Raw genomic sequence first — 15026 nt, forward strand, 5'->3', positions numbered from 1 at the left:
TATACCTAATACTTTGCACATTATTTCATGTTACAGGATAAATTTATCGTTGCATATTTTTCGCTTCTATGCTCAACGTCGCATGTGGAACTGCCAGTAATCGATCTTTTGGAATCAATTTACCAGTCACTCTACAAACGCCGTAGGTTTTGTTTTGAATACGGATTAAAGCGTTTTTTAAATCACGCACAAATTTCTCCTGTCTTCCTGCCAAAATAGAATTTTGCTCTTTACTTAGCGTTTCAGCACCCTCTTCAAAAGCTTTGAAAGTTGGCGAAGTATCATCAGTACCATTATTTTGGTCATTAATGAAACTCTCTCTGATCAGCATTAAATCTTTTTCTGCTTTATCTATTTTTGCCTGAATAACTTCTTTAAATTCTTGTAAGTCGGCGTCGCCGTACTTTTGTCTGTCTTCTGCCATAGCTTTAGTGTTTTTTTAATTAATGTAAATCGCTCCCAAAGAAGAAAAATACATTTTTTTTTAAATCATTATAATTTTTGAACTTCCACTTTAAACTTGAGTTCATCGATCTCGATTTCATCAAAATTTGAAAGTGAATTTACAATTTCTATTCTATCTGACAATACTTCTGCTGAAATATATGCTTTATTGTTGATGATTTCTTTTTCGAAAGGACTGTTCTTTTCTAAACGTATTGTTATTCTGTCAGTTAAGTCCAATTCTTTTTCCTTTCTTAAATTCTGAACCCTGTTGATGAACTCTCTAGAAATTCCTTCCGCTTTTAATTCGTCGGTCAAAGTCAAATCCAATGCCACAGTTAATTTACCTTCACTTGTAACCGTCCAGCCTGGAATGTCTTTCGTGAAAATTTCAACATCATCTAATGAAATTTCATAACCTTGAATTTCCATTTTTCCTTCTTTTTCTAACGTTGAAATTTGGTCAGCCTTAAAATTGGTGATTTCTCCCGCAACCGTTTTCATGTCTTTTCCAAGTCGTGCACCCAAAGTTTTAAAGTTTGGTTTAATCTGTTTCACAATTAAATGAGCAGCTTCATCAGCATTAATTAATTGTAATTCTTTTACGTTTACTTCTTGTTTTACCAATTCGGAAACTGCTAAAATTTGCGCTTCCGTTTTTTTATCTAAAACAGGAATCATTACTTTTTGAAGTGGCTGTCTTACTTTGATGTTTTCTTTCTTTCTTAATGAAAATACCATCGAAGTAATTTGCTGAGCTAAATGAGTTTTCTCCACCAAATCCTGATCGATCAAACTTTCGTTTGCTTTCGGGAAATCGGTTAAGTGAATTGATTCTGCCTCATTTTTTCCAGTGATTTTATTCAAATCCTGATACAATTGATCCATAAAGAACGGCGCAATTGGCGCTGCAATTTTCGCTACCGTTTCTAAACACGTATATAAAGTTTGGTAAGCAGAAATCTTATCTTCAGAATAATCTCCTTTCCAGAATCTTCTACGGCAAAGTCTTACATACCAGTTGCTTAAATTATCATTAACAAAATTATTAATGGCTCTGGCGACTTTTGTTGGTTCGTAATCTTCGTAGAAAGAAGTCACCTCTTTTACTAATAAATTGAGCTCTGATAAAATCCAACGGTCAATTTCCGGACGGTTTTCTACGTCTTTTTCAGCGTAAGTAAATCCGTCAACATTCGCATATAAAGCAAAGAATGAATACGTGTTGTACAATGTTCCGAAAAATTTTCTTCTAACTTCATCAATTCCTTCCAAATCGAATTTTAAATTTTCCCAAGGATTCGCATTCGAAATCATGTACCAACGCGTTGCATCGGGACCGTATTTTTCTAAAGTCGTAAATGGATCAACTGCGTTTCCTAAACGTTTTGACATTTTCTGGCCATTTTTGTCCAAAACCAAACCATTCGACATTACATTTTTATACGCCACAGAATCGAAAACCGAGGTTGCAATTGCGTGCAAAGTATAAAACCATCCACGTGTTTGATCAACTCCTTCTGCAATAAAATCTGCCGGGAATGCTTTATTTGAATCAATCATTTCCTTATTTTCAAAAGGATAATGTAATTGTGCATAAGGCATTGAGCCTGAATCAAACCAAACATCAATCAAATCAGATTCGCGATTCATCGGTTTTCCTGAAGCTGAAACTAAGATAATTTCATCAACAATATTTTTATGCAAATCAATGTTCGCATAATTTTCTTTCGACATATTTCCAACCTCAAACGCCGCAAAAGGATTTTCAGACATAAATCCAGCCTCCATTGATTTCTGGATTTCAGTCATCAATTCTTCTACAGATCCGATGATGATTTCTTCTTTCAAATCTTCCGTACGCCAGATTGGTAAAGGAATTCCCCAATATCTTGAACGGGAAAGATTCCAGTCATTTACGTTAACGAGCCAGTTTGCAAAACGTCCTTCACCGGTTGATTTTGGTTTCCAGTTGATGGTTTCATTTAATTCAACCAAACGATCTTTAACCGCAGTCATTTTAACAAACCAAGAATCCAAAGGATAATATAAAACAGGTTTGTCAGTTCTCCAACAATGCGGATAACTGTGAACGTATTTTTCTACTTTAAAGGCTTTGTTTTCAGTCTTTAAAAGAATTGCCAATTCTACATCCCAAGATTTCTCAGGCGCGGTTCCGTTATCGTAATATTCGTTTTTAATGAATTTCTCCGCAAATAATTCCGGTGTATTTCCACCTTTTAGAAAACGGCCTTGCAAGTCAACCAACGGAACGAGATTGTCGTTCTCATCTTTGATCAACATTGGCGGAATATCATTTTCTTTGGCAACGCGCGAATCGTCCGCACCAAAAGTTGGCGCGATATGTACGATTCCTGTTCCATCTTCTGTAGTTACAAAATCACCGATAATCACACGGAATGCTTTGTCTGCATTTTCAGCAGGTAAAAACCATGGAATTAATTGTTTGTATTCTGTTCCGGCTAATTTTTCGCCGGTAAATTCCATTAAAACTTGATAAGGAATTGTTTTATTTTCTGAACTGTAATTTTTGAAATCTTCGTCTGTTCCTTCAAAATATTTTTTACCGAAATTCTTCTGTACAAGTACGCTCGCTAAAATAATGTGGATCGGTTCAAAAGTATATTGGTTAAAGGTTTTCACCAAAACATATTCAATATCACGTCCAACTGCTAAAGCGGTGTTTGAGGGTAAAGTCCATGGAGTTGTTGTCCAGGCAAGAAAATAAACATTTGCTTTTGGTTTCTCAGCCTCGAATTCTTCCCAATGCAATGCGCCTCCACAAGAGGCTCCAGCGATTTCAGAAGTGTCAATGTTTGATTCCGGATAAGCAATCGCGGATAATTTTTTCCAGGTTTCGCTTGCGTTTTCAGGAGCGCGTTTCAATTTAAATTGCGCAACTACAGTCGTGTCAGAAACATCCCGATAAGTTCCGGGCTGATTCAATTCGTGAGAAGAAAGACCAGTTCCTGCTGCCGGAGAATATGGTTGAATCGTGTAACCTTTGTACATTAAATCCTTGTTGTAAAGTTGCTTCAAAAGCCACCAAACGGTTTCCATGTATTTTGGTTCGTAAGTAATATACGGATCTTCTAAATCTACCCAATATCCAATTTTTTCGGTCAGATCATTCCAAACGTCGGTGTAGCGCATTACGGCGTTGCGACAAGCTTGGTTATAATCTTCTACAGAAATCGTCTTTCCAATATCCTCTTTGGTAATTCCCAATTCCTTTTCTACGCCTAATTCAATTGGCAAACCATGCGTATCCCAACCTGCTTTACGAAAAACCTGTTTCCCGTTTTGCGTTTGGTAGCGACAGAAAATATCTTTCAGCGCTCTCGCCATCACGTGGTGAATTCCGGGCATTCCGTTGGCAGAAGGCGGGCCTTCATAGAATACATATTCCGGTTGACCTTCGCGGATATCAACGGATTTTTTAAAAGTCTGATTTTTTTCCCAAAACTGGGTAATATTCTCGGCAACGGCTGTTAAATCGAGATTTTTATATTCGGTAAACTTCTTCATTTTCAAACAGTTCAATAAGAATTATCCTAATTAATTAAGGTTGCGAATATAATGATTTTCGGGGAATTATGACGTACAGAATTTGCTAAAAATCACTGAGCCGGAATTTCTAAAACAACGGTGGTGCCAGCCGGTTGCTCATTTTCATACAAATCAAGGTAAGTGATTGTGTAATAGTTGGAGCCAAAATAGTTGTTCAGCATTCCATCTGCGATTTTTGTGCCTAAAGATTTGCTTGAGTTTTGATGACGAATTTTGTTTTTTGCCGCTTCTTTTCTGCCCACTCCATTATCGATGATTCGTATTTCGATATGGTCGTTTTTGGATAAAACCTGTATGTCGATTTTCTTAGTTTCAAGTAATGCGACGCCGTGTAAAATAGCATTTTCTATGAACGGTTGTAAAACCATGGGCGGAAGTTTAATATCTTCTGGATTAATTTGATCATCGATGAAAATATTGAAATCAATTTTTTTATTGAAACGTAAATTTTCAATATCTACATATACTTTTATTGTTTGTAACTCTTGTTCTAAAGTAAAGTCTTTCACAGTAGAGGACACCAATATTGTTCGAATGATTTTAGAAAATTTAGTTAGGTAATTTACCGCATTTTCGGTGTCATGTTCTAAAATATAATATTTAATTGAATTAAGCGCATTAAAGATAAAATGAGGATTCATCTGAGTTTGCAGAATAGAAAGTTTTAAATCAGAAATTTCTTGCAGGTATTTAATCTGTTTGTTTTCAACCTCGAGACGTCTTTGATTTTCAATATTTATTTTATCCTTTAATTCATCATTTTTCTGCATTTCTGCAATGAGGTTTCTATTATAAGCAACTTTTTCGCGATAATTAATTCGTTGACGACGTCCCAGTGCAAATGAAAACGCAATATTTTCTACCAGCAATCCCATGAAATAAATAAAGTCACCCATTCTTAAAGTCAAATTTAAAAAAGGTAATTGACGAACTGAATGATTTCCTAAAATGGAGCAAATGAATAGAATTATGCCACCCAAAATAATGTAATATTTAAGTTTGTTTTTAACTTTAGTAAGGATGTAAAATGATACTATTGTTTGAGCAGTAATGAGATACGGAAATGTATTTTCAAAGTATTCAAAATAGAAATCTGTAAAGCCGGCTTTAAGTATTAGAAAAGTAAAAGTCGCAATTGCCATTAAACCAAATGCAGGATATATTATTATTTTATGCCAGGTTTTGTTTTTCTTTTTTACTTTCAGAAACTGTGCGAAGAATAAAAAATACAGACAATTGAAAATGATGGTGAAAAGTTGCTTCGACCGAAAATCAAGATCGAGATAATTCGAAAGATCATATAGGAAACCACTTTCGGCAACTGAAATATAGGCTAGGAAAGAAAAAAAAGTATAAAAACTATAAAGTAAATAAGATTTGTCACGGTTCTGAAAAAACAAAACCATGTGATAAGTTGATAACATTAGTAATCCGCCAAGAACAGCATAAAGAATGCTGCCGTAAGTGTCTCGCTCGATAATGTTGTTAATTGCTTCGAACATTTTTGGAGGAATTAATTGTAGAACTTTTATAAATTATTTCTAATGATTAAAAGTATCATTTTTAAATAGATTTATTTCATTTTTTTATTTTGAGGTTGAAACTTTTGAAGAATGAAATAAGAAAGAAACCCGAAAATTACCGAACAACTTATTGCTAAGATAAAACTTCCTATAATATATTGTGTTAAATTATTTTTGATAAATTCAAAATCGAAACTTTGGTTTTCCAAACTGGTGGTATTGCTCACAAAAGGAGCGCCTACAATCATTGATAAAAATATGATTAATGGAATTAAAGGTGGGAAAGTAACCTGCGATGACATAAAGGTTAACAGTTTATTCAGTTTAAAATAAACCGCCAGCGTAATCGCCAGAAAAGAATGAAATCCCCAGAATGGCGAGAGCCCAATAAAGAATCCCAGAGCAATCGATTTTGCTTTGTTTTCATTGCTGCCAGCACTTTCAAGTAAGTTTTCTTTCAAAAATCTTCTCAGTCCTTTTCTGCGGAAATATCGGTAGAAAATTTTTTGACTTTGGATGGTATTTTGAATGAAATTCTTCACTGGGATTTAGAACTTTCCACAAATATAAGTGTTTTCTATCTTTTATAATTTCTGTAAAACGGCACTGAAATAAAAGACAAAACCGCAGTATTGAAAAAAAACTTCTACTTTTGCAAAAATTTCGAGGATGTCAAAAAACTTAGTGATTGTAGAATCACCAGCAAAAGCCAAAACGATTCAAAAATATTTAGGGAAAGATTTCGACGTGAAATCGAGTTTCGGACATATCCGGGATTTACCTAAAAAAGGAATGGGAATCGACCTGGAAACTTTCACGCCCGATTATGAAGTTTCTGCAGATAAAAAGAAACTGGTAACCGAGTTGAAGGCAGCGGTGAAGAAAGCAGACATTGTTTGGCTGGCTTCGGATGAGGACCGGGAAGGTGAGGCGATTGCCTGGCATTTGGCTCAAGAGCTAAAGCTAAAAGAGGAGAATACAAGAAGAATTGTATTTCATGAGATTACTAAAAATGCGATTTTAAAAGCGATTGATAATCCAAGAACGATTGACCAGAATTTAGTAAACGCTCAACAAGCAAGAAGAATTCTTGATAGAATTGTAGGTTTTGAAATGTCGCCAGTTCTTTGGAAAAAAGTAAAAACAGGACTTTCAGCAGGTCGAGTTCAATCGGTTGCGGTCCGTTTGGTTGTTGAACGCGAACTTGAAATCAGAGGTTTTCAACCAAAATCTACTTTCAAATTAGAAGGTGTTTTTCTTAATAATGCAAAACAGGAAATTACTGCGAAACTTAAGAAAGATTTTGTAGAGGAAAAACAAGCAGAAGAGTTTTTAACTCAATGTAAAAATACGGACTTCAAAGTTTTAAATGTTGAAACAAAACCCGGAACTCGTACCGCATCTGCACCTTTTACAACTTCTACTTTACAGCAGGAAGCGAGTAATAGGTTAGGTTACGGCGTAACTGCTACGATGAGAGTTGCACAAAGATTGTACGAGGAAGGATATATTACTTATATGAGAACCGACTCCGTGAATCTTTCTCAGGAAGCTATTAACGGCGCAAAAGCACAAATTCTGTCAGAGTACGGTGAAGCCTATTCTAACCCAAGAAATTACACCACTAAATCAGCGACTGCGCAGGAAGCTCACGAGGCGATTCGTCCAACTGATTTTTCTGTGAAAACTATTGGTGATGTGCAGTTGAATAAATTGTATCAGTTAATTTATAAAAGAACTTTGGCGTCGCAAATGGCGAATGCTAAAATCGAAAAAACAGTTATTGAAATTGGAAATGCAAAACTTCCACAACATTTTGAAGCGCAAGGTGAAGTAATCATTTTTGATGGTTTCCTTAGAGCTTATGGTATTGTAAAAGCAGAAGATGACGATGAAGAAAACAACGAAAAATTGTTGCCGAAAGTTGCTGTTGGTGAAGAATTAGATTATAAAAAAATTGAAGCGACCGAGAAATTCTCACGTCCTTCTGCAAGATATACGGAGGCAGGTTTGGTGAAAAAGCTTGAAGAACTTGGGATCGGAAGACCTTCAACTTATGCGCCGACTATTCAGACGATTCAGAATCGTGAGTATGTGGATAAACGAGAAATCGTTCCACATGAAAGAGAAATCATGAAGATGACTTTGGGGAAAACCGATCTTAAAAAAGAAGTGTTGACCGAAAAGTTTGGTGGAGATAAAAATAAATTCGTCCCAACTGACATTGGAGAAGTAGTGAATGAATTCTTAACTCAGAATTTTGCAGAAATCCTTGATTATGGATTTACGGCAAAAGTAGAGCAGGATTTTGACCATATTGCAAACGGCGAAGAACAATGGAAAGATGTTTTACAAGGTTTTTATAAAGATTTTCATCCGAGAATTGCTGATGTTGAAGAAAATGCCGATCGTGCGAATGGAGAAAGGATTTTAGGAGTAGATCCAAAATCTGGAAAAAATGTTTTGACCAGAATTGGAAGATTTGGACCAATGGTGCAAATTGGAGAACAAGATGACGAGGAAAAACCAGTGTTTGCAAGTTTAATGGCGAGTCAGAATATTGCAACCATTACTTTAGAAGAAGCCTTGGAGTTATTTAAAATTCCATTTGATTTAAATGATTTTGAAGGTCAAACGGTAACGATTGGAGTTGGGAGATTTGGACCTTATGTGAAATGGGGTGAAGCTTTTATCAGCATTCCGCGAGGTGAAGATCCACTTTCGATTACTCAGGAAAGAGCTGAAGAAATCATTAACGAAAAGAAAATTGCCGATGCACCTATTGCTACTTTCAAAGGAGAACCTGTAACAAAAGGAACCGGAAGATTTGGACCTTTTATTAAATATCAATCAATTTTCATTAACGTTCCGAAGCGTTATGATTTTGAAAACCTTTCCCAAAGTGATATTAATGAATTGATCGAAGCGAAGTTAGAAAAAGAAGCGAACCGTTATATTCAACAATGGGAAGCAGAAAAAATTTCTATTGAAAATGCGAGATGGGGACCAATCGTAAAACATGGAAAAAATATTTTTAAAATCCCAAAAACGAAAAAAGACGAAAAATATACGGTCGAGGAATTGGCAGAGGTTTCTTTAGAAGAAGTAAAGAACTGGATTACCGCGCAAGATAAAAATGCTTTTAAAGAGAAACCTAAAAAAGCGGCGGCTAAGAAACCTGCAGCTAAAAAAGCTCCTGCAAAAAAAGCAGCTCCGAAAAAGAAATAAAATACAGTAATTGTTTTTAAAAATTAGAATCTTCAAATGCTTTGTCATTTGAAGATTCTTTTATTATGAACTGATTTGGATGAAGTTAGCGTGTTTTTTGGGGATTTTAAAAGGGATTTTAGTAGATGAATTCGTCTTAAAAGCTGCAATTTTCATGGTATTTAATTTAAACATGATTTTTTTTAATACTATTCCTTGCATTCATTTTTTTGATGTAATTCGGGTAGAAAGTCTATTGTAATTATAATAACAATGTGATTAAAATAAGTGTTAATATATATTAAAATTTAAACAGCTATTCTTTTTGAAGATTAGGCCTATAATGTCGAATATCTTTTTAAATTTGGCCTTACACAAATACGAAAAAAACAAACACAAAACACACAAAGGATGTTAAAAAAATTATAATAATTATATAATTTTTTTAAGGATGATTAAGTATCAACTTTTAGCTTATTGTTTTTTTGCTAATTTTCTCTATTCTCAAACTTCTATCGGGGCAAAGGCTCCCAATAGTTACATTTACGATTTAGAACTTGCAAATACCAGTAATTATGGCGGAATAGAAATTCCGGTATTGAAAGCCTATGAAATGTGGGCTAATTATGAGTATCTAAAAACGAACGGATCTCCAACTCCTATTCCTGCTGGAGTACAAACAGCTTCTCTTTATTGGGAAGATGTTACCGGCTTGGTCGAAGATGTGAAAATTGTTAGCGGGTCAACTCCTTCCGGTTCGAAAATTAAAGTAGAAATAAATAAAGGAAGAGGTAAAGGAAATGCTGTAGTTGCTTTTAAAGTAAACGGAAAAATTTATTGGAGCTGGCATATTTGGGTTACTGATAATCCTGAAAATGGTGTGGCTTATACGCAAGGTTTTGAAACTGATATCAATGGGAATTTGATTACTGTTCAGTATATGGATCGAAATCTTGGAGCTACAAGTAGCAGCTTTTTAGATAATCAATGGCAAAAATCTGGAGGGTTGATGTATGAGTGGGGGAGAAAAGATCCTTTTCCACCATTGGTTTACAAAGATTCTAATTTTTATGAGATTTCTGGTGAGGTAGGTGTACTTAAACACAAACAAATTGATCCTGTCAATACTATTCCTGTTAAAGTAAGACCATTTAACGAAATTGAAAAAAACATTCAATATTCAGTAAATAATCCAATTACATATATTGTGAATACTGATAATGAAGGCAGTTGGTTTTCAAACAGCAGATATAAAGTTGCAGGCGTAAGTCCAAATTACGTTACCTGGGATTTATGGTCAGATAATGCAAAAGGTGGAAATAGTAATGCCAGCAGCTCTGATAATAATTTGAAAAAGGAAAGCAGTTCTTACGAATTGAAATCAGAATTGGATCCTTGTCCTAATGGTTGGCGAATCCCATCCTATTATGGCAGGGAGACGATGAATAATAATTTATCCATTTTTGGAAGAAAAAATAGTGGTGTAAATGATGACGTTGATGTAAATTCTCGTCAAATTTTCCCCAATGCTATTAATCCACGTTTGGACGGAATCAAAGTTTATCCTGGTTTAGGTATGGATTTTACCAATGCACAGGGCGGAGCAAGAAACATAGACCTTATGACGATTTCAGGCGGTTATGTTTATTACCCCAATGCGGTATCACCTAATGCTCCAGTTGGAGTTATGTTTCAGGATAATGCCGCGAATGGCGGTATTTGGAGCGCTACTTTTGCTTTCGACGGAGCCCGTGTTTTTTCAATGATTTCTGATCCTGCCAGAACGGATACGAATGTTGGATTACACGCTATCTTTAATAATGAAACTAATCCGACTAAAGCAGGAAACGCTGTAAAATGTATGCGCGACCCTAATGTTTCACAGATTGGAAATTTTGCAACCCAATATTTTGTATCTCAAAAGGAAGATTATAGAGTCGGATTAGATAATCCAAACTCGTACGTTCTTGTTAATGAAAGAAATGTAGATATACCAGTAAGTAAAGCATTTTCGGTGTATAATCAATATCTTTCTGATCACGAAATGTTAGCTGCTAATAATTTAAAAGCGAAGGTACTTTGGACTTCTAATAAAAATTTAATTACTGGAGTTACACTTCAGACTATTTCCGCCGATATTAGAAAATCAGTGATTGCTGTTAGTACAATGGCTGGCGAAACAGGAAACGCAGTTGTTTCTCTTCATAATGGCGATATAAATGGTCCCGCACTTTGGAGTTGGCATATTTGGGCTACAAACGATGATCCCACCGCAAAAGCGATTACTTATCTTACAGAAGCTGCAACGCCAACTTCTTATAATTTTGTGAATCCAACAGCAACTAAATTACCTCCAATGATTACTGTTTTTATGGACAGGAATTTAGGAGCAGAAAGTAATTCTTTGGAGTCAGGAAAAGCAAACGGTCTTCATTATCAATGGGGTAGGAAAGATCCGTTACCTATATTTCAGGAAGGAAGTTCAAAAGTAATTTATACTTCTTCTGACACTTCGGGCGAAGATTATTTAAATTTACATACCGCATCTTATGAAAATTATGGATCTAAAAATTCCAGAAAACATAAAAAAGAAATAGGAAATATTCTCTATTCAGTACAAAACCCTTTAAGATTTTTATACCATTCCGGTACAGGAAAATTATATGATGGTGGAAATCATTATGGAAATGATTTGAGTAAAGTAAAAGACTGGGTTTCAGATGAAAGAGCTTCTGCTGATAACAGATGGGGGCATGGCGATAAAAAATCACCTTTCGATCCTTGTCCGGAAGGATGGAGGGTGCCTGATGTTACTTTAACGAATCTTTATATGGGATCCAAAGGTAATTCTCCATGGTACAACGGTTACCAAAACGATGCTTACGGAAAAGCAGGAGTTATTCAAGATCAATGGCATGATATTGCAAATTTCTATTCAGGAGTTGTTGGAAATAGTGGTTGGAAATTCGAAAACTCTGTTTTTCCAATCGGAAATTTCCCGAAAGATGGAATCCGTGGCGAACTTGGCGAAAATAAAATAACCTTTGAACGATCTGGTGTTTGGACAGCTTCTATGGCTGATTATAATACTGGCTATGCACTTGCGATGCAATTTCAAGGAAGTAAAATGCAAACAGGAACGGGCGTTTATCCACAAGCAGCAATGTCTGTTAGATGTGCAAAAGATGAAAAAAGATTATTAGGAGTACCTGCAAATCAAATTAATACAGGAACATTAAGTCCAGATGAGGTTGTAGTAGTTCCGGCAAAAGACAAGCAAGTAGATTTATATCCTAATCCATTTAAAGACGAATTCAATATTAAAAGTAAAGATGCGCAATTCGTAGAATTATATGATTTAAGCGGTAGATTACTATTGAAAACAAGAATAGAAAATGGTAATGTAAGGGCCGGAAATTTATCAAATGGAATGTACATTGTAAAAATTATAATGAAGGATCTGACTTTCGTAACCAAAAAAGTAATTAAACAATAGTTGTTATTTTTTTTAAAGTCAAAGCATCACCGTTTGGTGGTGCTTTTTTTGTTATTTTTGTTCAAAATCTATAAACCTCATTATGAACCTCGAAGATATTCTAATTCCACCAAGAGCAATTGAAACCGAAAAATGGCAACTCGGAAATACTATTTTTAATGAAATAAAGGAAAATTCAATCGTATTGATTTTTTGTTCTGATTATCGTGGAATAGAAGATGGCAGCGCAGAAATTCTCGATTTCAAAAAAGTGAGAAATGAACTTTATCGGTTGTCGAAATTAGATTTTGAAGTTCCAGTTTGTGATTTAGGAGATTTAATTTCCGGGAAATCTCATCAGGATACGCATTATGTTTTGCAGGAGGTTTTATCGATGTGTCATAATAAGAATGCGATTCCTGTAGTTATTGGTGGAAGTAATGATCTGGCTCTTTCGCTTTTTTCAGCCTTAAATTTTCATCAAAAGAATATTAACTATACTCAGATTTCTAACCTTATTTCATTGGTAAATGATGGCGAGGAATTAACAGAGAAAAATTTCCTGTCTAAAATTTTAAGTTCAAAAACCTTTAGCATAAAAAATTATCATCATCTCGGTTATCAGAAACATTTGAATGAAATGGATTCTGTGAAATTGATGAAAGAAGTTGAATTCGATGTCGTTCGTTTGGCTGAATTAATGAACAGTACACAAACAACAGAGCCGTTTTTCCGTCGGGCAGATTTGGTGACTTTAAATTGTGACGCTGTTGAAAGTATGGGCGATGGTTTTTCTGTAAATCCACAAGTTAATGGTTTGAATAAAAGAGAAATCTGTGCTTATATGAAAGAAATCGGACTAAGTCAGAAATTAAAATCGGTTGGAGTTTTTAATTATAATGTCAATTCACGACACTTTCTGAATCATCAGCTTTTAGCACAAATGATTTGGCATTTGATCGAAGGAATTAATATTCAGAAATCGCATCCCGTTGAAAGATCTTACGAAACCTATTGGTTGATGATTGATGACGAGAAATATGCATTCCAGCGCGAGACCTTTAGTGATCTTTGGTATTTTGGCGATGATGAGAAAGAAGAGAGTTTAATTCCGTGTTCGCTATCAGATTATGAAGCAGCAAAAAGAGGAATTATGAATCCTCGTCTTCTTAGAAATTAAAACGATTCTCAGGCGGTTTCGTGGATAGATAAAAATTCTTACTTTTGACGCTTAAACACAATGATGAAAACCGCTCTGTCAAAGATTTTTAACACTCCTTTCTTGCTCATTCTTCTTGCCGTTTTGGTGAAGATTCCTTTGTTTTTTACGAAGAATATTCAGGAGGATTCTTTTATTACTTGGCGGGTTGCGAAAAATTTTGTTAAGTATGGCGTAATCGGTTTTAATGGTGATGAAAGAATTTCTGCTTCTACCACGCATTTATATGTTTTTATCACTGCGTTTTTCCAATTGATTTTTGGCGAAGGATTTATTTATCCAGTTCTTATTTTTAGCGGAATTCTTTTTGCAATCGGCTCTTGGTGGTTAGCGAAAATCCTTTTTCCTAATGATGTAATGAAACGTGGCTTTTTTGTGCTGCTGCTCAATATAACCCCTCCTGCCTTAACCGCTTCTTTCCTCGGAATGGAATACGGAATTTTGTTTTTCCTGTATAATGGATTAATATATTTCGGACTTTTTAAAAATAAAAAATGGGCGTATTTTCTCTTGCCAATACTTCTGCTTTGGACGAGAATTGATACTGTGATCTTTCTAGGAATCTTCTTTTTGGGAGATTTATATCTAAAAAGGAAAATCAACTTCATTTATATTTTAGGCGGAATTATAGGCGTTGTGACGGTGGTTGGATTTAATTATCTGTATTTTGGAGAAATCGTAAACCATACCATTACTGCGAAAAAGATTGCTTATAAAAATTTACTGCAAAATAACAGTCTTGAATTTCTTCTTTATCAGTGGGCCTATTATGGTGGATTGATTAAGAAATACGGAATTTTTACATTTTTACTTTTTGTTGCATTTCTTACTTTTTTAGGATATGCGATTTTTAAAATTATTAAAAATAATAAAGTAGGAAGCTTAACTTCAAAAGTTGTTTTGGTGACGATTCTTGTTTTTGCGCTTATTAAAATTACTCTTTTCTCCTTTTTTAAAGCCTACTTCGACTGGTATTATTGGCTTCCGAGAGTTTTTCTTTTTGTGGTGATTTTGTATTACTTTTTGAATATAAATACGTGGAAAAAGAAAAGTATTCTTGCTGTAATTTCAATTTCATTTATCGGATTATATTTTTTTCAAATGGTGCAATCTTACACGATTGGTTATATGGAAGAACGACAAAGAATGACCATTGCTGCAGATATTAATAAAGATGAGGTCGGTATTGAAAAATCGATTTTGTTGGAGCCGGCGGGAATTATTCCTTTTTATACCCAACTTTATACTTATGATGAGGTTGGTTTGGTGAATGCTCGGATCAATGATGAAATGCTGAATGATGAAAATTATTGGTGGATTAATTCTGTGAATAAATTTCATCCTGATTATATTTTAACCATTGCGAAAAAGCCTGGAGATAACGATAGTTTTTATAAAATAAAGCCAGAAAGCATTGCGCAGTTTGATCACGATTATGAATTGGTGAAAGTTTATCCGATTGCAAAAATTCATGATAATGCTCCCATAGTTTTAAAATTGATTTATCAGTTAAGACCAATTGGTAAAGATTATTTTCTTTATAAAAAACGTACAGAAAACCCATAAT

8 protein-coding genes are annotated in these 15026 nt (G+C 34.7%); 4 read left to right on the plus strand and 4 right to left on the minus strand.

The features are described from left to right. Positions 1-43: 43 nt before the first annotated feature. From Q73A0000_RS13770 to Q73A0000_RS13785, 4 genes are all read right to left on the minus strand, one after another. On the minus strand, positions 44-424 hold the full coding sequence (locus Q73A0000_RS13770) for a TraR/DksA family transcriptional regulator (protein ID WP_193811509.1): 381 nt from the start codon (positions 422-424) through the stop codon (positions 44-46). A 68-nt stretch (positions 425-492) separates the two neighbouring features. Beyond that, positions 493-3993, minus strand: a complete 3501-nt coding sequence (ileS, locus tag Q73A0000_RS13775; RefSeq protein WP_193811510.1) for an isoleucine--tRNA ligase — start codon at positions 3991-3993, stop codon at positions 493-495. A 92-nt stretch (positions 3994-4085) separates the two neighbouring features. Beyond that, entirely contained in the window at positions 4086-5537 is a 1452-nt protein-coding gene (locus tag Q73A0000_RS13780; RefSeq protein WP_193811511.1) for a sensor histidine kinase, read from the minus strand. Between the two features lie 71 nt (positions 5538-5608). Continuing rightward, on the minus strand, positions 5609-6100 hold the full coding sequence (locus tag Q73A0000_RS13785) for a DUF2062 domain-containing protein (RefSeq protein WP_193811512.1): 492 nt from the start codon (positions 6098-6100) through the stop codon (positions 5609-5611). A gap of 127 nt (positions 6101-6227) precedes the next feature. Between Q73A0000_RS13785 and topA the strand changes: the two genes are divergently transcribed. The 4 genes from topA (at position 6228) to Q73A0000_RS13805 (ending at position 15025) form a co-directional block, all read left to right on the plus strand. Continuing rightward, positions 6228-8786, plus strand: a complete 2559-nt coding sequence (gene topA, locus Q73A0000_RS13790) for a type I DNA topoisomerase (protein WP_193811513.1) — start codon at positions 6228-6230, stop codon at positions 8784-8786. A gap of 430 nt (positions 8787-9216) precedes the next feature. Then, complete coding sequence (locus Q73A0000_RS13795) at positions 9217-12261, plus strand: T9SS type A sorting domain-containing protein (protein WP_193811514.1); 3045 nt, start codon at positions 9217-9219, stop codon at positions 12259-12261. 82 nt (positions 12262-12343) lie between these two features. After that, positions 12344-13420, plus strand: coding sequence for a formimidoylglutamase (locus Q73A0000_RS13800; protein WP_193811515.1), 1077 nt, complete (start codon positions 12344-12346; stop codon positions 13418-13420). A gap of 60 nt (positions 13421-13480) precedes the next feature. Next, positions 13481-15025, plus strand: coding sequence for a hypothetical protein (locus tag Q73A0000_RS13805; RefSeq protein ID WP_193811516.1), 1545 nt, complete (start codon positions 13481-13483; stop codon positions 15023-15025). The last annotated feature ends 1 nt before the right edge of the window (position 15026 follow it).

This window comes from Kaistella flava (ex Peng et al. 2021), assembly GCF_015191005.1.
GTDB classification, from domain to species: domain Bacteria; phylum Bacteroidota; class Bacteroidia; order Flavobacteriales; family Weeksellaceae; genus Kaistella; species Kaistella flava.

Coding starts and splice junctions, on each gene's coding strand:
- Q73A0000_RS13770 (WP_193811509.1), bottom strand. CDS start 424: ATGGCAGAAGACAGACAAAAGTACGGCGACGCCGACTTACAAGAATTT.
- ileS (WP_193811510.1), bottom strand. CDS start 3,993: ATGAAGAAGTTTACCGAATATAAAAATCTCGATTTAACAGCCGTTGCC.
- Q73A0000_RS13780 (WP_193811511.1), bottom strand. CDS start 5,537: ATGTTCGAAGCAATTAACAACATTATCGAGCGAGACACTTACGGCAGC.
- topA (WP_193811513.1), top strand. CDS start 6,228: ATGTCAAAAAACTTAGTGATTGTAGAATCACCAGCAAAAGCCAAAACG.
- Q73A0000_RS13795 (WP_193811514.1), top strand. CDS start 9,217: ATGATTAAGTATCAACTTTTAGCTTATTGTTTTTTTGCTAATTTTCTC.
- Q73A0000_RS13800 (WP_193811515.1), top strand. CDS start 12,344: ATGAACCTCGAAGATATTCTAATTCCACCAAGAGCAATTGAAACCGAA.
- Q73A0000_RS13805 (WP_193811516.1), top strand. CDS start 13,481: ATGATGAAAACCGCTCTGTCAAAGATTTTTAACACTCCTTTCTTGCTC.